The organism is Furfurilactobacillus milii, from assembly GCF_021654115.1.
Lineage (GTDB): Bacteria > Bacillota > Bacilli > Lactobacillales > Lactobacillaceae > Furfurilactobacillus > Furfurilactobacillus milii.
Genome location: NZ_JAIWJF010000001.1, coordinates 326,220 through 347,048, shown reverse-complemented (window position 1 = coordinate 347,048; position 20,829 = coordinate 326,220). Strand labels below are relative to the sequence as shown.

14 protein-coding genes are annotated in these 20,829 nt (G+C 43.3%); 5 read left to right on the top strand and 9 right to left on the bottom strand.

Annotated elements, in window-relative coordinates; all coding sequences use genetic code 11:
• Window positions 1-192: 192 nt before the first annotated feature.
• Both LDK34_RS01445 and LDK34_RS01440 read left to right on the top strand, forming a co-directional pair.
• Window positions 193-1,011, top strand: coding sequence for a transporter substrate-binding domain-containing protein (locus LDK34_RS01445; RefSeq protein WP_236941440.1), 819 nt, complete (start codon window positions 193-195; stop codon window positions 1,009-1,011).
• A 9-nt stretch (window positions 1,012-1,020) separates the two neighbouring features.
• Window positions 1,021-1,716: an amino acid ABC transporter permease gene (locus LDK34_RS01440; RefSeq protein WP_236941283.1), complete on the top strand. Its 696-nt coding sequence runs from the start codon at window positions 1,021-1,023 to the stop codon at window positions 1,714-1,716.
• 661 nt (window positions 1,717-2,377) lie between these two features.
• Here LDK34_RS01440 and LDK34_RS01435 read toward each other — a convergent pair.
• On the bottom strand, window positions 2,378-2,620 hold the full coding sequence (locus LDK34_RS01435; RefSeq protein WP_017261288.1) for a hypothetical protein: 243 nt from the start codon (window positions 2,618-2,620) through the stop codon (window positions 2,378-2,380).
• A 205-nt stretch (window positions 2,621-2,825) separates the two neighbouring features.
• Between LDK34_RS01435 and LDK34_RS01430 the strand changes: the two genes are divergently transcribed.
• Window positions 2,826-3,881 carry an FAD:protein FMN transferase gene (locus LDK34_RS01430; RefSeq protein WP_236941282.1) on the top strand — a complete coding sequence of 352 codons (1,056 nt, stop codon included), beginning with the start codon at window positions 2,826-2,828 and terminating at the stop codon, window positions 3,879-3,881.
• Window positions 3,882-4,000: 119 nt separating this feature from the next.
• Complete coding sequence (locus tag LDK34_RS01425) at window positions 4,001-4,447, top strand: hypothetical protein (RefSeq protein ID WP_236941281.1); 447 nt, start codon at window positions 4,001-4,003, stop codon at window positions 4,445-4,447.
• 38 nt (window positions 4,448-4,485) lie between these two features.
• Here the strand turns inward: LDK34_RS01425 and LDK34_RS01420 are convergent, their stop codons facing one another.
• Window positions 4,486-5,883, bottom strand: coding sequence for a flavocytochrome c (locus LDK34_RS01420; RefSeq protein WP_236941280.1), 1,398 nt, complete (start codon window positions 5,881-5,883; stop codon window positions 4,486-4,488).
• Window positions 5,884-6,132: 249 nt separating this feature from the next.
• Between LDK34_RS01420 and LDK34_RS01415 the strand changes: the two genes are divergently transcribed.
• Window positions 6,133-6,537, top strand: a complete 405-nt coding sequence (locus tag LDK34_RS01415; protein WP_236941279.1) for a VOC family protein — start codon at window positions 6,133-6,135, stop codon at window positions 6,535-6,537.
• A 351-nt stretch (window positions 6,538-6,888) separates the two neighbouring features.
• Here the strand turns inward: LDK34_RS01415 and LDK34_RS01410 are convergent, their stop codons facing one another.
• The 7 genes from LDK34_RS01410 to LDK34_RS01385 all read right to left on the bottom strand — a co-directional run bounded on the left by LDK34_RS01410 (window position 6,889) and on the right by LDK34_RS01385 (window position 20,745).
• A complete protein-coding gene (locus LDK34_RS01410) occupies window positions 6,889-8,514 on the bottom strand; it encodes an ABC-F family ATP-binding cassette domain-containing protein (RefSeq protein ID WP_236941278.1) in 1,626 nt (541 codons plus the stop codon).
• Window positions 8,515-8,689: 175 nt separating this feature from the next.
• Window positions 8,690-9,730: a hypothetical protein gene (locus LDK34_RS01405; RefSeq protein WP_236941277.1), complete on the bottom strand. Its 1,041-nt coding sequence runs from the start codon at window positions 9,728-9,730 to the stop codon at window positions 8,690-8,692.
• A gap of 325 nt (window positions 9,731-10,055) precedes the next feature.
• Window positions 10,056-12,098, bottom strand: a complete 2,043-nt coding sequence (locus tag LDK34_RS01400; RefSeq protein WP_236941276.1) for an MBG domain-containing protein — start codon at window positions 12,096-12,098, stop codon at window positions 10,056-10,058.
• Window positions 12,095-18,655 carry a KxYKxGKxW signal peptide domain-containing protein gene (locus tag LDK34_RS01395; protein WP_236941275.1) on the bottom strand — a complete coding sequence of 2,187 codons (6,561 nt, stop codon included), beginning with the start codon at window positions 18,653-18,655 and terminating at the stop codon, window positions 12,095-12,097. The genes LDK34_RS01400 and LDK34_RS01395 overlap by 4 nt, the downstream gene beginning before the upstream one ends.
• Window positions 18,656-19,584: 929 nt before the next feature.
• The gene (locus LDK34_RS01390; protein ID WP_236941274.1) at window positions 19,585-20,346 is read right to left on the bottom strand and encodes a LiaF transmembrane domain-containing protein; all 762 of its coding nucleotides are present in this window, start codon (window positions 20,344-20,346) and stop codon (window positions 19,585-19,587) included.
• A complete protein-coding gene (locus tag LDK34_RS12670) occupies window positions 20,343-20,573 on the bottom strand; it encodes a LytTR family DNA-binding domain-containing protein (protein ID WP_431190212.1) in 231 nt (76 codons plus the stop codon). Before LDK34_RS12670 ends, LDK34_RS01390 begins: the two co-directional genes overlap by 4 nt.
• On the bottom strand, window positions 20,542-20,745 hold the full coding sequence (locus LDK34_RS01385) for a hypothetical protein (protein ID WP_236941273.1): 204 nt from the start codon (window positions 20,743-20,745) through the stop codon (window positions 20,542-20,544). The genes LDK34_RS12670 and LDK34_RS01385 overlap by 32 nt, the downstream gene beginning before the upstream one ends.
• Window positions 20,746-20,829 lie beyond the last annotated feature (84 nt).

Below are 20,829 nucleotides of genomic sequence, written 5' to 3'. Positions count from 1 at the left end.
CCTTCGCTTGAATAGTTTGTGAAATTTATATTCATGTTTTCAAAAATATCGCCGCATAACAACGATATTTTATTCAATGATTGCGTTTACATTTTTCACATAAACATTTATGCTTAAGATAATCTAATTAAAGGGGCGATTGTTGTGTTTCATTCCAAGAAATCGATTCGTTTAACGGCTTTGGCATCAGCCATGGCACTGATTTTAGTCTTCACGCTAGCTGGTTGTGGGAAGACGGCCAAGTCAACTAACCAAAAGGTTGCTGATCAAAAAACTTTGGTCGTCGCAACATCTGGTACGTTGTATCCGACTTCGTTTCACGCTAATAAAAAGAGTGCTCTAACTGGCTACGACATCGCAGTCGTTAAGGCCGTTGCTAAGGGGCTCCATAAGAAAGTCACCTTCAAAGAAATGGACGTCGATGGGATGCTGACAGCTGTTAACAACGGGACTGCTCAAATGGCCGCCAACGACTTCAGTATCAGCAAACAGTGTGAAAAGCAATTTGCCCTTTCCACTCCTTACAAATTCAGTTTCGACAGCATGGTCGTTCGCAAATCAGATCAATCTGGGATTCACAGTTTTGCAGACTTAAAGGGTAAAAAGGCGGCCGGTGAGGCTGGTACCGGCTATCAACGTTTGGCCAGTCAGCTCGGTGCTAAGCAAGTTAACTACGACAACGTGTCAAACGATGTTTACCTTCGCGATGTTGTTAACGGTCGAACTGATGTCATCCTGAACGATTACTACCTGCAATCCATGGCGCTCAAGGCATTGCCTAACTTACCTCTAACCATTCCAAAGAACCTCTACTTCACCACTCAAAATGATAAAAACGGTACAGGTATCATCATGAAGAAGAGCAACACGAAGTTGACTGCGGAAGTCGATAAAGAAATCAAGAAGCTAAAAGCAGACGGTACCATCACCAAACTATCGAAGGAATTTTATGGCGGTCAGGACGTCTCCAAAAAGCCTAACGTTAAGACAACTTACTTCAAAATCAAATAAAGGACGCTCATGAATTCATTACTAAATTGGCTGACTATTCCTAACTTTTTCAATGCCCACTTTGCGTGGCATGCGCTGCCTTACATTCTTGGCGGCTTACCGCTCACTGTGGAGCTAACCATCGTCAGCTTTGTCGGCGCATTGATGCTTGGTTTTTTCCTCACCCTTGGTCAAATGAGCAAACGTCATTGGCTTCATTGGCTGACGCGGACGTACATTTCGTTTATGCGTGGTGTACCCTCGTTGGTTCTGCTGTTCATTCTCTATTTTGGGCTACCGTACACAGGTATTCAGCTGGACGCCTTTGTGGCTGCGGACATCGCGTTCATTTTGAATGCAGCTGCGTTTGTTTCTGAAGTCTTCCGTTCTGCCTTTATGGGTGCCGAAGATGGGCAATGGGCTGCTAGTTATTCGCTTGGCATGTCGTATGGTAAAGCCGTCCATTACGTCATCTTGCCGCAAGCGTTCCGGATTGCCATCCCCGCACTGGGCAATATCTTGCTAGATATGTTCAAGGGAACATCGCTGGCCGCGATGGTCACCGTTTCCGAAATGTTCATGCGCGCTAAAATCCAGGGTGGTAAGCAGTTTGACTACATGACCGTCTATCTATTGGTCGCACTCATTTATTGGGCATGTTGCTCATTCCTGACTGTCGGTCAAAACTGGTTGGAAAAGCGGTTAACGTTGCCGACTACAGATTGATTTAACTAAATTGTGTGTAAAAATAGGTGACTTCACTGCTCCATTGCGTAAATGTGCAGTAGCGAAGACACCTATTTTCTTGTATTACAGTTTCTGGTAATTAATTTAGCTCCAAATAATTCATGTCAAGACAGGGCCGTTACGCTAGCCCGAAACGCCGTTCCATGAGGACCGGGTTCAACCCGCCCAAAACGCGGTTTTCACCCTCGATTATGGGCCGAAAATCACGTCCCATAAGTCGTCCCGCACCACTAAGCGGCCAGATTCATACCGCCAAGTGGTGCCGACACGGAACTATGTTTCAGGCCAGCTCCACTCATGTAGCAGGAAATAAACTATTATCAATTTTCTATTCTATGGACAAATAATAAAAATACTTACAGACCACTTTTAGATCAAATGAAGTTGGTGTTAGCGGATGGTTTCATCACTGTGTAGCTGAAGGGCGTCAACATTGATACCGAGCCGTGAAAGTAACGTTAATTCGGCGGTTTTCCGAATTTAGGTTACGGACGGTCGCAAAGACTCGAGGTTCTCACGAGGCTTGGCGACGAGGTGAAAGACGGTGTACTTCCGGCTTGAACCGGTCCCACGGCGAGCGTATCAATGTTGACAACCGAAGGTGAAAGCGGCCTCCACCACTAGCCCACAAAACCGATTATCAGTTTCGTTGAACCAAAATAGCTGAATACAGAACATACATTGAGTTAGCTGGATTGTTATACCCTTTGGCTGCCATCTTCTTTAGCAACTCGTCCAACGCTTGTTTACGATCATTTTCGCCCAAATCTTGTGCGTCGATCGCTTGAAACTGATTAGCGAAATCAACGCCGTCCGACAGATGATACTTTTCCCAGTATGCAGGAGTTAAAAGTGTTGCGTTCAATTTGCCATGATTTTTCATGTTTGTTCCTCCATTGGTTGCAGGTTAACAATCTACTTAGACTTATCTTGTCTAATTTTACCGCCGTTTGTAATCGTTTTCAAAATTGACACCACATCACCCACTTTTTGCGGTAAAATGTAACAGTTCTCACAAGACATATGAGCGTGCCATCAAAGTTTAGCTTTAACTATAAATTGTGGCATTTAAGGAGAGTTTGGCAATTATGAAAAAAGCGCTGATTTGGGGTAGCATGACCATTGCCTTATTGGCAGTATTGAGTGGCTGTGCAAAGAAACCTCAAAAGCACACAATGGTAAAAAATCCTTATGAGAAAACTGAAATGGTGATGGGCACCGTCTGCACCCTGTCAATTTACGACAAAGGTAAGAAGTCAGTCATTGATAAGGGCTTTAAGGAAATTCATCACATGGACGATGAATCAACGTTGACACGCGGTGGATCGCAACTTGATAAAATCAACGCCAATGCCGGCATCAAACCCGTTAAAGTGCCTGCTGACTTTTACCCAATGGTTCAAAAGGCCCTGGACGTTTCAGAAAATTCTGAGGGTAGTTTTGACATGGCAATTGGTGCTGTTACCAATTTATGGAAAATCGGTTTGCCTGGTGCACGGGTGCCAGAACAGTCAGAAATTGATGCGGCGCTGCCGCTTGTTGATTACCACGACGTTCAACTGAATGATAAGAACCGTACTGTTTATCTCACCAAAAAAGGCATGCGCCTCGACTTTGGTGGAATTGCAAAAGGTTATATTGCGGACCAAGTCAAAAAGGTCTTCAAGAAAAACGGCGTTACCTCTGGTATTATCAACTTAGGCGGGAATATCATTGTGATGGGTAATTCGCCGGAGGGGCATAACAAGCCTTGGCAAGTCGGCATTCAGAATCCGGTCAAGCCTCGGGGCGACGCTGTTGGAACCATTAAAGAATCTGACATGTCAATTGTGACTGCTGGTACCTATGAGCAGTACCTCATGTCCCACGGTCATAAATACATTTACCTATTCGATGCCAAAACCGGCTACCCATATGAAAACAATCTCGCCAGTGTCACGATTGTCTCTAAAAAGTCGATTGACGGCGACGCCTTATCCAACGCTGCGTTTGATAAGGGACTAAAAGATGGGTTAGCCTACATGAATAAGAAACCCAAAATCCAAGCTATCTTCATTACCAACGATAAAAAAATCTACGTTACAGACGGCCTAAAGACCAAGTTCAAATTAGATAAACACACTAACTACAAGATGGGCAATTAGCTTACATTAATTAGATGATTTCTCGAAGCTTATTCACTCGACGACAACAAAAATAATATTGTATAATCCCTCCAAAACATGATGCGTCAATTCGTTCATCCGGATTTGGGGGGATTTTTTTGAAACAGATTATTCGGGGTTATTTAATTGGCCTACCGCCAATGTTGTTTTTGTTATTAATGTTTTCATTGCAGCCCGGAATTGGCGCACGTTTGTCTTTCACCCCACTTGATGGCTATCTCGTCCTCGCCTACCTGAGTTTTCCGTTTGCTCACCAATTCTTCCCAAATTTATTTCACGTTCTTCACATTTCACGACAGTCTCACTCACGTGACGTTAATATGCCTTCGCATCAGATCATAACGCCTGCTGTGCCGTTTAGTTTCATGTTTACAGACTACTTCAGCAATTTGGGGGTAGACTTTGTGGTTGACACGTTAATCATGCTGATTTCACCTTTTTTGGCATTAGCTGACATACTGTTGCTTTCGTTTCACCAGCATCAACGTTCAGTAGTTCAAACAAGCAAATTTTATACCAGACCAAAAAGTGGTTCGAGAAAATAACTCTCGAACCACTTTTTTCAGTATTATTAACACACTATTTAGCCTTTGATGTAATCGTAAACTTGTTCTCCAGCCTGACGACCAAAGATTACCGTTTCAGCGATTGAGTTTCCACCGATCCGGTTGTTACCGTGCAGTCCGCCGACAACCTCACCGCCAGCAAATAAACCTAGGATGATCTGACCGCTTTCATCCAATACTTGCGTCTTATGGTTAGCCTTGATGCCACCCATTGTGTAGTGGATTGCGGGTGCAATATGAATAGCGAAGAATGGTCCGGCGGAGATATCACGATCCATCCCAGTTGAGCGACCGAATTCTTTATCATCGTGATCAGCCACAGCAGTGTTCCACGTGGAAACAGTTGATGACAACGCATCAACATCCATATTCAGTTTGCCAGCTAATTCTGACAGACTTGAACCTGTTACAACCAAACCAATACTGTCGTAGAACTCAATGGCCTTAACACGTGAACGAATACCTTGATCCAGAATCAGATAAGCGCTGTGCTCTGGTAGGGCTGTAATAGCGTTTGAAACCACCTTACGCGTCGTTAATTCATTAACGAACCGTTTGCCTTGCGCGTTAACCAAAATGGCACCTTCGCCACGTACGGCTTCACCAATCAAGAATGCATGTGGGTTATCTTGCTGGACAGTTGGGTGTACTTGAATTTGATCCATCTGAACTAAAGCAGCACCGACGTCTGTTGCCAACTTCAAACCATCACCAGTTGCCCCAGGTTGGTTCGTCGTCTTGTAGCCCTTTAAGTCAGGACGGTACTTTTCAATCATGTCGTTGTTGGCGCCGAAACCACCGGTTGCCAAGACAACGGCTTTACCGCCAACCATCTTTTGGCTGCCATCAGGCAACGTTGCATTAACGCCCGTAACTTTACCGTCTGCATCTTTCACCAAACTGTTAACCGTTACACCGGTGAACAGTGGCAATTCGTCCTTTTGAACGACTTTAGATAGCTCAGTAACCAAGAACGCACCAATTGGCGCCATGCTGGCTGGACGGTGAGTCCGCATTTTGCTCATCCCACCAGTGATGGTGATATCATCCAAACGAATGCCATGATCAGCTAACCAATCAATTGATAAAGCAGCATGTGAACTGAAATAGCCGAGCAATTCTTTATCGTTTAAATCACCGCCACCCTTAAGGGTTTCAGCGTAAAAGTCCTCGTAACTATCGACAACACCATGGTGTAACTGAACGTTGGTTTCAGCGGCGTTCATCCCAGATGAAGCTCGCATCGTGTTACCACCAATTTTTGGCATCTTTTCAAAGATAACCGGCTTCAAGCCAAGTTCATGTGCCTGAATGGCAGCTACCATCCCAGTACTACCTGAACCGATAATGACAACATCATAGCTGTCTTGCAGTGCGTTGATATCACTTGGTTGAAAACGAAATTTTTCGGCCATTTTAATTGACGCTCCTTATTTGTTTGCTAAATGAGTGACTAAAATTGATTCTATTTAGGAATTGGATGTGCCGTCGATCAAACTTTGCTCTGTAATTCACTAATGCAAATAAAAGAAACGGCACATCACTTACGTCGTAAGCATAAACGATGTTCCTAATCATAGTCAAACGTTTGTGAATTAATTAATTTTGTTAATATGGTAAGCTGAACTTAATATCAACACCCCAAAACAGGAGGTCCGTTTACAATGAAATTCTTACCTTATCTCACTTTTCACGGTCAGGCAAATGATGCCCTAAAATTCTATCAATCAGTTTTTGGCGGTCACTTAGACATTCACTGCGCAGGCGAACTGTTTGCAACTACAGACGACAAAATAGCAAACCTTGTGGTGCATGGCGTATTAGCCATCGATGAAGATTTTCACATCACCGCACTCGATGTCATCCCCGGCGCACCTGACATCCAGCCAGGAGCAACGGTATCAATGGGCCTCCATTTCGACGACGCAAAACAAGCAGCCGACATCTACAGCCGACTATCCGAAAATGGTCAGCGTGTTATTGACTTCACTCCAAAAGATTGGGGCGGCCTCTTCGGCATTGTCACAGATCAATTTGGTGTCCGTTGGAATGTCGACGCCACCGCCTAATTGCCGAAATCAGGTTAAAAATAAACAAGGTTGATCCAAATAAAAAGCGTCTATTTTATCCATACCTCAATAAATGAGGTGCGATAAAAATAGACGTTTTTCGATTACTAAGTTTACATGGCACGCAAATATCAGCCGAAGGTCGTCAACAGTGATACCGAACCGTGCAGGTAACGTTAATTCGGTGGTTTCCCGAATTTAGGTTACGGACGGTCGCAAAGACTCGCGGTCTTCACGAGGCTTTACGACGAGGTAAAAGAGCGTGAATTTCGGGCTTGAACCGGTCCCACGGTGAACGTGTCAATGTTGATAACCATAGGTGGCATAATAACCCCAGTAGATGAAATATAGTTAGTCGTACAAATCATGAACCTGCTTTTGAACAACTTCATGTTCCAAGAAGTCATCATACTTCGTGTCGAATCGTTCAACTAAACCTTTGCTGGTCACTTCAATAATGTGATCAGCAATCGTTTGAATGAACTCATAGTCATGTGACGTAAACACAATAGAGCCCTTAAAATCAATCAGACTGTTGTTCAAGGCTGTGATTGATTCCAAGTCCAAGTGGTTAGTTGGGTCATCCATTAATAAGACGTTTGCCTTACTCAGCATCATCTTGGACAACATTGAGCGAACCTTTTCACCACCGGACATGACGCTCACCTGACGCATAACATCCTCGCCGGAGAATAACATCTTACCAAGGAACCCACGTAAGAACGTGTTGTCATCCTCACCCTTCGGCGCATACTGCCGAAGCCAGTCAATGACTGTCAAATCAGAATCCGTGAACTCGCTGTTGATATCACGTGGCAAGTACGTTTTCTTAACCGTTTGTCCCCAAGTGACCGTTCCCGTATCAGGTTTCATTTCCCCGGAAATAATTTGCATCAAGGTTGTGGTAGCCAGTTCATTGCGACTAATCAACACCGTTTTATCGCCAGGACGCAGCGTGAACGTAATGTTATCGAGAATCTTTACGCCTTCAATGGTTTTCGAAACATCCTCAACACGTAGTAAATCGTTCCCGAGTTCACGTTCTGGTGTGAACTGAATAAATGGGTATTTCCGTGTAGACGGTTTAATATCATCAAGCGTAATCTTATCCAACTGTTTCTTGCGCGAAGTCGCTTGTTTAGACTTCGACGCGTTGGCACTAAACCGGGCAATGAAATCTTGCAGTTCCTTAATCTGTTCCTCTTTTTTCTGGTTGGCACTAGACTTCAGCTTAGCAGCCAATTCGCTACTTTCCATCCAGAAATCATAGTTCCCCACAAAGAGCGTGATCTTACCAAAATCGACATCACAGATATGGGTACAAACTTGGTTCAAGAAATGCCGGTCATGTGAAACCACAATCACGGTGTTATCGTAGTCAGCCAAGAAATTTTCCAACCAAGCGATGGATTGAACATCCAGTCCGTTTGTCGGTTCATCCAACAGCAAAATATCAGGGTTACCGAACAAGGCCTGACCAAGTAACACCTTCACCTTTTGAGGTTCGGTCAATTCGCTCATTTTCATGTGATGCATGGACTCATCGATGCCAAGTGCTTGCAACATTTGACTAGCTTCCGCTTCGGCATTCCAGCCGTCCATTTCAGCAAAGTCACCTTCTAATTCAGCGGCGCGCATGCCATCCTCATCACTGAAGTCTGGCTTAGCATATAGGGCATCTTTTTCCTGCATAATTGCATATAACTTAGCATGCCCCTGAATGACCGTGTTCATGACTTCTTCATCTTCGAAGGCAAAATGGTTCTGGTTCAAACTGGACATTCGTTCGTTTGGTCCGAGCGAAACAGTCCCTGTCGTTGGCTTTAATTTACCTTCAATAATCTTTAAGAAGGTTGATTTCCCAGCACCGTTTGCCCCAATCACACCATAACAATTGCCCGCGGTGAACTTAAGGTTGATATCCTCATACAGCTTTCGGGTGCCGAACTGCATGCTGACGTTATTTACTGTTAACATTAATATCCTCTCGTCTTTAAGAAAAAGCCGTGTCATAAAAATATTCATGCCACAGCTTTATATAGTGTTGTTTAAGTTGTTCTAGATTATCACATTTTTGTCTCCGCGTCTAAATTGCTTAGATACAAAAAAGCTTCCGTTCTGTGCAAACGGAAGCTTTCATCTGATTCAATTATTATTGATTTGAAGTTGCAGTGGTAGCAATTGACTTCAAGTAGTTGTTGGAGTCAACTAACGTAGCACCTGAAACAAGGTTACTCTTCTTGCTTACAGTCTTGTTAGCTTGAGTCGTGATTTGAGCAGCAGTCTTACCAGCAACCCACTTGTTGATAGCATTGATTGATTGCATCCGGCCTTGCTTGGACTTAGCAAGTTTCTTCATCAAAGCAGAGTACTTCTTGTCGTTAGCTTGCTTGGAAATCAAGATTTCGTTACTCTTGTAACCTTCTTTACCAAACTTGGCGTAACTGTTTGGAACACCCTTGTAGCCCTTGTTTTGCTTTGTGTTAATGAACTGGAATTCGTCAATGCTTGAAGCAGCAACTTTGTCACCGCTCATGGCAACTGTCGTAACAGCAAATGATTCATTACCATGTGGAGCACCATTAGTTTGCTTCAGCACAACATTGTCACCAGAAACTTTGGATCCCTTAGTGGTATAACCTTTGGTAGCTGCATCAGCGATAGCCTTAACGTAACCGTTCGTGCTGGTTAAAGTAGCACCAGAGATAACCTTCTTCTGCATTGCCTTGTTCTTCTTAGCAGCAGCGTAAAGTTGACTAGCGGTCTTGCCCTTGACGTAGTTCTCAATGGCAGTCAAAGATTCTTCACGGCCCTTAGTTGAGTGCGCGATATTCTTCATCAATGCGGAGTATGCTTTGTCGTTATTAGCTTTGGAAATTAAAGTTTCGCCCTTCTTGTAACCTTCTTGGCCAAACTTTTTGTCGCTGTTTGGAACACTAGTGAAGCCCTTTGACTGTGAAGTCTTGATGAATTGGAATTCATCAACCTTAGCAGCCAAGATCTTCTTACCCTTCATAGCAACGGTCGTAACACCAAATGATTCATTGTTGTGAGGACTGCCATCCAATTGTTTGATGACAACTTGGTTATTATTTGAACTAGCCTTAGCAGTTCCTGATGGTAATACTACTAATGAACTGCCCATGGTTAATGCTGCAGCAACAGTGGCTGCTTTCATACCTAATTTGTTCATTATGTAATGCACCCCTTGTGATTTAATTTTCATACTCTTTACAGTAATAAATTTTAGCACTGCAACGCGGGTTTGTATAGGGATTTTTGTAAGCGATTACCAAACCATTAGTATCATCTTTTGTCATCTTTTCAGGCCACTCAAGCAATTTTTAATAGATTGCTCAATTAGTGCTTATCTAAGCTAGACTTTTGAATATTTAAATACTTAAAGATAGTTTTCCCAATGGTTAGGCAAAATTGACAAAATAAAACGACGATCCTTAATTTTTTAAGAATCGTCGTTCTTGTTTAAATCTAGTTCGCTAAAAGCCATTCCACAAGCTTTAGCTACGCTCACGTCTAAGTTTGCGAACAGCCGCAAATATTAAACAATTAGTGAAGAGAGTAATGCCAATAATCAACGCTACATTCGAATTCTGCTCACCAGTATTTGGCAAAGCATTCTCTTTTGAAGGTGCTCTTCGTGTCGTTTTTTGAGTTGCGACAATTGGTGCAGCTAACTCTCTTACTGTTCGAGTAATAAATGGCATAGCGATAGGTCGTGCATTGATTGTCATTGTTACACGTGGAACAATCGAAGTAGCCGCTGGTACGGGTGTGACTTTAGTCAAAGCACTTGTTTGTACAGGTGTCACTTCAGCTGGAACACTAGGCGTTGCCGTTTGTGAATGTGGGTCAGTTTTAGCTGGAATCGTCGGGACAGCCGTTTGTGCAGGTGTTTGTCCCGAATGATTTGGCGTTACCGAAGTGTGCTGCTGTACATTAGGCGTCTCAGGTTGATTGCCACTGGGTTTATTAGGATTTCCCGGATTTGTCGGTGTACTTGGCGGTGTCGTTGTCGAAGTCCGCGGGTCGATCTTCAACGAACCAGCCGTAACCGTGATTGTGTAATCAGGGTTGTCACTCCCAGTCGCCATAATAGTTATCGTGTAAGTGCCGACATCTTTGTCATTACTGATGTCAGTCATTGAGTACTTCAATGCTGTACCGTTAGCCGGTTGACCAGTAATTTTCGCAACATTGTCGGTTCCGGTATAAGCATTCCCGTCATACGTCTTTTCCAACGTAGGAGCACCGATAATAATTGCAACCGGCGTAATCGTGCAACTTCCAGTTAATTGACTGTCATCGATAGAGAAATTGGCTTGCTGGGTTACCTTACCATTCGCATCCTTAACTTCACCGAAGTGAGCTGCAATGGCCGCCTTGCCTGCATCATTTACTGTCCAAGTATATGTGCCGGCATCCTTGACTGAGCTGTAAGGAATTATTTCTCCCTTCGCATTTTTGTAAGTGAAATCAGTCTTAGGATCCAATGAGATTGAGTCAGGAATCTGGGTCGAATCACCCTTCTTGTTCTTAAACGTGATCTTGGTAAAGTCTTTCTTGTCGGTGCTCGACGCATCTGTACCAATATCATTACCGTTGTAAACACGAGAACCATCATTAACGGAAACGTCTAATGGATCAGCGGTAATCGTATATTCACCGCTATCTAACGAATCATCAGACAACAAGAAGTCTAAATCTAGATTCTCACCATCTGCATTGCCCAGTCGTTGATAAAGTGCTTTTTTACCAGCAGCGCTCAGCTTCCAAACATACGTCCCAACTTTCTTAGCATCACTAGCCACAATTGGCGTTGTGCCGTCAGCTAAGAAGTAGCTATAGTCTTGCGGATCAGTCAATTTCAAATCTGCTGGTACCGCTGTTGATTTAGTCGAATCTGCTGGCTTAAAGAAGAAGGTTGGTACATAAGCTGAGCCGTCTGAATTAGTGTTGTCATCAGCAATTGATTTACCGTTATAAACTCGTGTTGCATTCTTAGTCGTTGACTTTATTGGCGCTGGCTTAATTGTTAACTTACCAGCTACAATCTTATTAACAGTCGACTTGCCAGCAGCATCAGTAATCGTGTAGTCCGGGTTAGCAGCCTGCAAATCTTTAATTCCTTGGTCACTAAGGGTAACAGCATAGTCGCCCACAGGATCTTTGCGCGGATCCTTCGCGGTATTCGTTTTAGCATAAGTTCTTGTAAAGTCATCAGCTTGCCACCCTGCTTTGGGGGCTTTCAGCCATGATGACAAACCTGTCACAGCATACGGTGTTGTTGGATCCGCCATTCCATAAAACTTGGATTGCGCCCCAATCGTAGCAGCCACTTTGGCTGGTCCATAAGTCCACACTAGCTTATCCGCCTTCGTTGAACCGCTGTTGCTACCCCAACCATGGGTAACGGTATAAGTCGTCGTGCCATCAGCGTTGTTCGTTAACTCAGAGGCTGGAACAGGCGCGCCATTAAAGGTTGCACCTGTAATAGCGTATCCAGCAACTGCCTTTGAAGTGACACTATCAGTGCTCTTCAATGTTTGCCATCAATATCGGCATAAGTTGGCTTTGTTACATTTGCTGGCAGGCCAGTACTGTCTTGCGTCAAGTCGTTGGTCAATGTCAAAGCTAAGTGAATCCCAGAATCAGCCGGTGAATCACTGCTGGCACCTGCTAGCAAAATAGCACCATTTTGTAAACTGTTTTCCGGCGTCGAGCTCGTATCTAACGTCGCAACGATATGCGCTGTACCATCAGCATTCATGGAAATTGCCATAGACTTAACGCTGCCCCAATTGTCAGAGCTGTACGAAGAATAGCCCTTTTCGACATCAGTTGCTGAAGAAGCATTCGTCAGTACTAGATTTTGCCCTTGAGCTAATAACGTTAATTCTTGCGTGCTCAAAGCACTCGCTGGCACATCAAATGTGTAAGTGTGCGCAGTCGCATCATAGCCAGAACCACTCTTCGCCACATCAATTGTGGCAGTTTTAGTGTAATTGTCTAAAGTAGGTTCCGCTTTTGTTTCAACATATAAGGCATTGTTCAAAACTGGTGTCGTGCTTCCAGTTACTGTCTTTTGATCCGTTAACCAACCGTTTAGTGGCAATCCATCTTCGTAAGCATCAGCCATGAAGTCCAGATCGTCAGCGCGTGTTTTTGGCGTAAAAGTGACGGTTACAGATTTGGCAGTTTTGTTCACAACAACATTCTTAACATCATACTTATCCGAAGTATTGGCGTCAGGCGTAAAAGTAACCGTATTCCAGTCATAATCTGAAGCTTCTTTGCTTAGGTCAATAGTTTCCGTCACACCATCAGCAATCGTGGCTGTCTTGTTGACAGTAACCGTTGGCTTGTTTGGCGTCACGCCTTGAATAACCCCGACCGTTTTGGCGTACAGATATGTCTTGTCATTTGTCCCAAACTCAACGGTGGCGTTATCGATATTGACACCAGTTGGGTCGTTAGTTGCTGTTCCGTTAATTAATTTGTAAGTTGCCCCATCGAAGTTGGCTGTCTTATCAGCCGCAATGGTGGCGGGAACTGTTGCGGAATACTCACTACCCAAAGCCACTCCTGTCTGGGTATTTGGTGTTTGAAGATCGGCAGTAGTAGCCGCATAGTCGACATTAGTGGACTGACCATTTTGGGTGACGGTTGTATTAGCACCACCAGCAGCCGGTTTATAGGATACTTTAACGTCAGCTTCCATTGTCATGTCAAGCGTTAAACCCGACATCGGATCGGCAGTATCAGCGCTGGCTGGCACATATTTACCAGTTGAATCAACCGTAAATGGTAGCACTAATTTAATGTCATTTTTCTTAGTTTGAGCACTGTAGTTACTGGTGGCAGCCTTCGGGTCAAAAGTAACGACAACATCCCCGTTGGCCTTCAACGTAACAGCACTGACACCTTTGGGTAGAGGCATTCCATTAATCGCACCGGTGTACGTCTTTGAATCGGTACCGTCAGACTTAGCCCACTTTTCAATGTAGTCAGTAACCAAGCCGTTAGGATCACCCGCCTTGGTTGCGCCAACAATAGCCGCATTTGTGAAAGTATACTGGTGATCAGTATTAACTTGTTTTGAATCTGAGGTATCAATCGTTTGTGACATCGTGGCTTGACCCTGGAGAGTCGCATCAACCTGAATGTTCATGACGTCATTGTACTGATCAATTAACGCCGGACCCGTGTGATTACTTGAATTAGACCAATTAATTGAGTACTTACCGTCTTTAGTATCCGTGATTGCCTTTATCAACGCAGCCTTATCGGCGGCAGTAGTTGGCGCGTAAGTCAAAGTCTTAGTAGCGTCATCATATACCCAATTAGTTGGTAAATTAGTAACACCCAACGTTCCGTCTTTCTTTAACCAATCGAAGACTGATGTGCCACTGTTACTATCAGTCGTCTTAGTCGGGTCAAATTCTGACGAAGATTTTACAACTGTTGTGCCAGAAACTGGATCAGTCATCGTTCCAAGTTTAATGACTACTTTAGGCGTTGGCCCACTGATATCAATTGAAGCAGTAGTGCCCGTCTTTGAATTTGAAGCGTTAGTGGCAATGTACTGAATCGTGGTTGTCGTGTTTTCTGGTTCACCGTAATAAGCCGGCGTATTTGGCGTAGTCGTTGAATCAACACTCGCCCCATTAACAGTACCTTGGTAGGTTAATCCCTTTGTGTTGGGTAAGGGGTTGCCTTGAGTATCTTTCTTATTATCGTAGACACTGTTAATACCAATGCCACCAAACTTCGGATCAATCGTATCTTTGGTAAAGAGAACCCCTTGGTGCAGAGCACTTACCGGTGTCACAATGGTAGTCGATGTCATCGACGGTTCAACGTTTGCACCCATTGAAACAGTGGCTGTGGCGGTCGTCCCATTATTGACAACATCCAAATTATTGATCATCTTTGCTTGTACACCAATTTCGTGGACAGTAATGGCATCATTCAAGCTTCTTGTAATCGTGACATAGGATGAATTGAGGTCGTTAGGACCGGCATCTTGATTATCAATTTCAATTTTTGACGCATTAGCAGCAAGCGTGCCCTCAGCGTTCTTTGCTGATTCCTTACCCTTAGTATCGTAAACCTGGTAATTGACACTGCCATCGGTATTTAAGGTCACGTTGACATATGAACCATCAAGATTGGTGATTTTTTCTTGCTTAAATTGCCCGTAAGCCGTCTTCACGTTAGTCGTTTTGTCGACAATACCATCAGCATCTGTAACTGGATCGATTTCCAATGAACTAGTGGCATTATCGTTAGGAATTGGCTTACCATTTTGATCATTATTCTCAAAGAAACCAGCATAAATCTGTTGATTCGTCAGTGCATTATCAGTGCTTCCCTTTGTGTTGCGATACTCAGTGTCAGCTGTTTGCTGTTTCAGAGTAATTTCGCTTATAAAGGACTTCCGATAATTCCAACCGGCTTGATAAACATTCCCAGTTTGGGTTCCATCTTTAGTTACTTGACTGCCAGTACTCTCCGTTGTAATTTCACTTTGGGCGTCTCGCACAAACGTATAACTAAATGTTCCATCACCGTTGTCAGCAAGTGTCACATCTGTATATTTTGGATTAGTTTTATCGGCAGCGACGTTGCTGTTTAACTGCAAACTAGGATATTTAACTTGTACACCAGTTACCGAAGCACCGGAGTCCAGCTTGACTGCTGCGGGCGCAACGACACCACTGTCTGGTGTGGTCGTACTGCCAGTCCCGTCAACAACTACCTGCATCGTGATGATGGCACCTGCTTTAGGATCAGCTGGATTGGCTGCTCGGTTAACTGTCACGACTGTCGTGGTACCGTCAGCATTACTATAATGTGCATTCCAAACGGTTGATCCATCAGGATTAGTCGTTGCTAGAACGGGAGTAATGGTATCCGTAACACTACTCTTGTTTTCAAATTGATAAGTACTATTTTGCGTATCAACAACCGCTTGATCAGCAGTAGCGGGGGTCACATTTAAATTCTTTTGAACAGCAGCATAGCCAGCTTCATAAGCCGGAATTGCGACAGATTCCTCATGGACATAGGCATAATTAATCGCATTTTGAATGACTTGCTGCGCGTTCGCCGTATTTGCGGCACTTAAATCAGTGCTCTTAATCGTTGTCTCAGCAGCAGGTGTAATAGTAGTGATACCAGTCACCGGAGCCGATTTACCAGTTGAGTTAATTGTCTCTGAGTATGGCGCCGTGTAAGTAACATCCCCATTTAAAGTGATGTTGTTGTCATTAACTTTGGCTACCAATGTAGGCGTCGCTTTCTCGGCATCAGCTAAACTTTGTGCAACTGGATGACCATTATTGGAGTCCCCACTTTTTATCACGTACGCGTCGGCATCTTTAATTGCATTCTGAATAATGTTATTTGAAGTACCGTCCGTATTTGTGAAATAGCTATTGTAGAGCGCACTAAAGACCTTGTAGTAAACATACGAATTATTCTTGTAATACTCGTATTGAGCGTTTGAAAGCGCACCAGGGCCCGCAGCAGTCGGCAGAAAATCAGCCGCATTTTCCAATTTTGAAAGATCTTTGTTATTAATTGCTAGCTGGATATCAGACAAAAAATCCGTCTTGGCCTGATCGGCAACATTAAGTGCAAGCTGGTACATATCGTTTTGAGCCGCAGTCGCAATCCAGTCAGCATTACCAGTGCTTGGATCAGTACTATTATTATAGCCAGCCGACTGAAAATTTGAACCAACAATCGCCGCAACTTTATTATCATTATTACTATTATCGATTCCATTTGAAGCGGTACTATAGGTGTAATTTTGCCCAGTGAGAACCGATTTAATTGCTAAATCTAACGGCGACGGAACGGTATTTTCACTAGTACTGTTCGCATCCAATGATGTATTCCCAGCACCGAAATACATCGTTGATTTAGGCAAGTCCAATCCATTTTTTGTCTCATAACCGGATAAATAAGCCTTAGCAGTTTGATAGGCAAATAGATAAATATCAGCTTGGTCCGTATTTGAAGCATAAAGTGGTGGCACCACAAGGTTGTCTTTTGTTCGTGTTGAAAGATAATCTAAGGCTAAAGCATTACCAGATAATGCATCTTGCGTGGCTTGTTTGAACGCAGCATTAACTACATCTTCCCATTCATCGTAATACGCATGTAGGGCCGTTGTGGCTAACGTTTGCTCTAAACCAGTTAAGTTATCAAAACTGGCCGTCCCTCCTGCTATTGACTTAGGAAAGTTTGCCGATCCTTCAAACGCATGCAAAACTGCAGGATATCCAATGAATGTCGCATCAGGTATTGGTCCTCCAGTAATATTATATTGGATTGACTGCAAGTTTTGACTATTAGCACTGGTCTCACCATTGCCTGCGGCGCCAATTTCACTCAGCAACACGTTTTTATGAAAACCTGGCGTGGCAGCACTGCTACCCAAGGCTTGTTGAAGTTTGCCGTCCTCTGTACCATCACCCGTAAACCATGACAGGGATGTCGCGTGACCGGCATTATATGCATTGATTAAATTAGTATCAGATGCAGTATCAGTTGAAAATTTATTTAATTCATTCAGTAAAGTTGCAAAGTGTGGTAACGCTTTTCCGTTTCCATCTGTTCCCGCATCATTATATCCTTGAGTACCATAATAAAGGCTGTTATCTGTATCAGCCGTAATTTTGACTAGCCACAGGTAGTAGGCCTCTGCAGTGAGTTCACCTTTAACAAAGTTTTTAATCACATCGGTGTACCCTTGCTTTGCATCGGCCGAGGCAGTCGAATCCAAACTCCCGATCGATGTAAACGCGGGGCTATTCGAGATTGTTGATGGGTCAATCTTGGCCAGTATGCCGCTTACCCATTCATTGATTGACGCTTCAACGTTTGTAGTGATTGCATTTTTCTCAGCATCCGTTGTTGCTTTCTGGAAAGACGAATACTGTGCGCTATAATCGGGGGCATCAATTTTAGTCCCAATCCAATCGGAAAGAGGGGCGCCAGACCTCGATCCTGAGCCACTCCAAAATTGATCTGGTAAATCCCCTAGGGCTGCTTTTTCACCAGCCTGATAATCCGAACTTACAGCAGTAGCAGCTTTGACCTCAATCATAGACTGGTTAACATGCATTTCTGACAGTATCGTTTTAGTCCGTTCAATCGTGTTGATATCAGAATCATCGGGTAGCTCAACGATTAGGCCACCTTCATTACTAAAAGTTACTTTTGTGCCCTTAACAAACTGGCTAGAATCAATTGTAGCAGCTGGTAAATAAGCTACAGCTCGATTGTTTGCAGTGGATGTTAATGCAGAACTAACTGCTTCAGCAGGTGCTGTTACAGTTTGTGCAACCTGAGAAGTCGCACTTTTACTGTCACCATTAATAACTGCGCTTGTCTGCGTCGAATTTGTAGCGGCAATTTTAGTTGCTGAAATAGAGCTGGCCGGTTTACCAGCCTGTAATGATGACACAATCGCCATTGCGCCTTGACTATTATTGTTTGAGGAAGCCACGCTTGTTGTATCATTTGCGTTCGCTTGTTCTTGATTAGCTGATTCAATCGATCCAGTAGAGGCTGTTTGAGAGGATTCAGTCGTGCCACTCTCAGCAGCATTGTTTGATGTCAAAGAGGCCGCCGAAAATTTGTTGGCGACCGAGGTGTTTACAGTATTGGTCTGGCTAGCTTGAGAAGGCCTCTGGCTAGTTGAACTATTGTTATTTGATTGATTAGACTCTGATTTTGACACACTGGTAGCATGTTCATTAGTCGTTGTTACAGTGCTTGACTCAGAATTACTGGCGGCTACTGATTTTGTGTCAGTTGTTTTTATTGAATCTGTTGATGAGCTTGTACTGCTGGCCTTCGTTGATGGCTGAACCACGGCGCTATTCTGCTGAGCATTCGAACTACCACTCGGCATTTCAATATCCGTGTTACTGCCTGTATCAGCCTTCACAGGCTTAGTCGTTGACGTAGCTACGGCTGCGCCAAGACTCAAGGCAATAATGTTGGCAAATACCCATGCCTTGCCTGCCTTGTACATTTTATAATGGTTTTTTTCGGCTACATGCCTAAATTTGCTTTTTAACATGACTTACCTCTCCTAATGAAACTTTCAGTTCTCTTTAACTCTTTTTTACAAGACGTTGTTTTGAACAGAAGTTAAAAAAGCTTTGCTAAGTCTGCTGTTGGTAAAGTCAATTTCTGCTGTTAGCGTGCTAACTTATATCTACATTGAAGATAAATAGCTTTTAGTCATCTAATCTAAGCGAGTATCTGTCCGGTTCGTTTAATACATCACTGCTGGACATGCTCCATCATTCACAATGAAGCCGGATGACAATTCATTAAAATGGTTTAAAACAATACCCTTTCGCGTATCAAAGTTACCGAGACAATAAAAAACGGATGTATTAGCCAAATAATCCGTAAGCTGGTCGATAAATCGTTTATTGGTTGTTCTAAGAATAAAAATTTATAATATAAAAAAATTAAAGTATCATTAAACTCAGAATAGTTCAAGCAATCAATAAATTCAAGCATATGTACGCAACTTTGCAACCAATTTGAGCCATCCCATTTTCGGAAATACTTTTGATATGTCAGCGTTTTAATCGATTCATTTTATTGAGAACATTTTATTTTCACATGAAAAGTGTTTCTGTAAGAAAGAATTTGAAATTTGTAAATCATCGGTGTGCTTTTTGTCTTTTAAAAATATTTCATTACATTTATCGGTTCATTTCTTTCCCTTCATCCCTGCGCCCATCTGTACCACATTGAAATAAACTATTTTGCCATATATGCAATCTATGTGAATAAAAAAATGTGAGGTTGTGACATAAGTTTATTGGGGACGAATAATATGAGCAATATCGCGCTCCAAAATCCTGAGAATTCCGCTTAACCCAAAACTGACCCATTCCCCAAATTCGGGAATAGGTCAGTTTTACGTTAATGCTCGTTCTCAAACCGGACTTGTGTCACATCTCCGCACTTTTCCCATTGATTCGATGGTGGCTACTGCACATCTGTATAGATAATATCAATGTCACCCATTTTAAACGCACCCGTAATCAAGACGTCCGGACCCGTTTTAGTCGGCTTCACACCTTTTTCGTTAATGTCGATCATTGTGGCGTCCATTTCAATATCCACATTCCAGTCCCGCGGCACGTAAAGATCTACTTCACCCATATTACCGTTTAAAAAAATTGTCGCTTGGTCACCATTGATCTGAGCCTTATCGAAGTAAACCTTCGCTTCACCCATCGTCACATTGATATTAGCCTGCTTAAAATCCTCAGACTGCACGTAACGAACAGCATTGCCCAAGCGTACGTTTACATTGACAGATGATTCATGATCCGTTTCCGTTGATGTTGTGCCCTGAAACGTCCGGCCATGATGACTGGCCCAACGGTTTGCCATAAAGTAAGCGTGATGCCGATAGAAACGGTGACGCAACGGTTGTAGCACAAGTGATAAGCCAATGCTGAGTAACAATGCGACGCCAAGAATGGTCCACGGCACTAATCCAGTAATACCCAGCGGTTTTGCGTACAGCATACTCATAAACGCTAAACTGAAAATGACACCGCTAACGCTGAAATAAGCGATACTTTTAATTGCCAGCACCGCCAATACCAACGTGCCGACGATTGTCCATGCCCCGAACTGGTAGGTTAACCAGCCCATCTTAACTGCCAATAATAAACCTGCACTGATTAAAAAGAATAATCCCCAGAACCAGCGACCCCACTTCACTCTCGTACTCATCATGACAAAGACCTCATTTCATTTAATCGTTCCTGTAGTTGTTTTGTGTAACGACGTGACGCATAAACTTTTTTGTGGCTCCCGGCAAACGAAACCAGACAACTAGATAGTGATTTGTTTAGCGCGCTGACATAGTGCAAATTGATGATGGTTGATTTAGAAACCTGTAGGAAAAATCCAGGTAATTCATCGACTAGTTCATACAGCCGTTTCAATAAACAAAATGTCATCCAGCGAAACGAAGTATTGCGTGTTCCCTTGAAAACAAGCAAGGGTGTTTTCACTCGTGTGGATGCCCACTAAACGTTGTTCAAGTTGTTTAACTTCATCATTTACGTTTGCCGCGCGAATAACGACTTCCGGTTCTTGACAGCCCGGATCAATTTCAACGTGAACTTTCAATGGACATCCCTCCCTTATGAACAAGACTAATTAAACGTCGAAACGATCATAAATGAAATAGTATTTGAATGAGCGGTCAATTTT

Coding starts and splice junctions, on each gene's coding strand:
- LDK34_RS01405 (WP_236941277.1), bottom strand. CDS start 9,730: ATGAACAAATTAGGTATGAAAGCAGCCACTGTTGCTGCAGCATTAACC.
- LDK34_RS01390 (WP_236941274.1), bottom strand. CDS start 20,346: ATGATGAGTACGAGAGTGAAGTGGGGTCGCTGGTTCTGGGGATTATTC.
- LDK34_RS01415 (WP_236941279.1), top strand. CDS start 6,133: ATGAAATTCTTACCTTATCTCACTTTTCACGGTCAGGCAAATGATGCC.
- LDK34_RS01395 (WP_236941275.1), bottom strand. CDS start 18,655: ATGTTAAAAAGCAAATTTAGGCATGTAGCCGAAAAAAACCATTATAAA.
- LDK34_RS01430 (WP_236941282.1), top strand. CDS start 2,826: ATGAAAAAAGCGCTGATTTGGGGTAGCATGACCATTGCCTTATTGGCA.
- LDK34_RS12670 (WP_431190212.1), bottom strand. CDS start 20,573: ATGACATTTTGTTTATTGAAACGGCTGTATGAACTAGTCGATGAATTA.
- LDK34_RS01410 (WP_236941278.1), bottom strand. CDS start 8,514: ATGTTAACAGTAAATAACGTCAGCATGCAGTTCGGCACCCGAAAGCTG.
- LDK34_RS01440 (WP_236941283.1), top strand. CDS start 1,021: ATGAATTCATTACTAAATTGGCTGACTATTCCTAACTTTTTCAATGCC.
- LDK34_RS01445 (WP_236941440.1), top strand. CDS start 193: ATGGCACTGATTTTAGTCTTCACGCTAGCTGGTTGTGGGAAGACGGCC.
- LDK34_RS01420 (WP_236941280.1), bottom strand. CDS start 5,883: ATGGCCGAAAAATTTCGTTTTCAACCAAGTGATATCAACGCACTGCAA.
- LDK34_RS01435 (WP_017261288.1), bottom strand. CDS start 2,620: ATGAAAAATCATGGCAAATTGAACGCAACACTTTTAACTCCTGCATAC.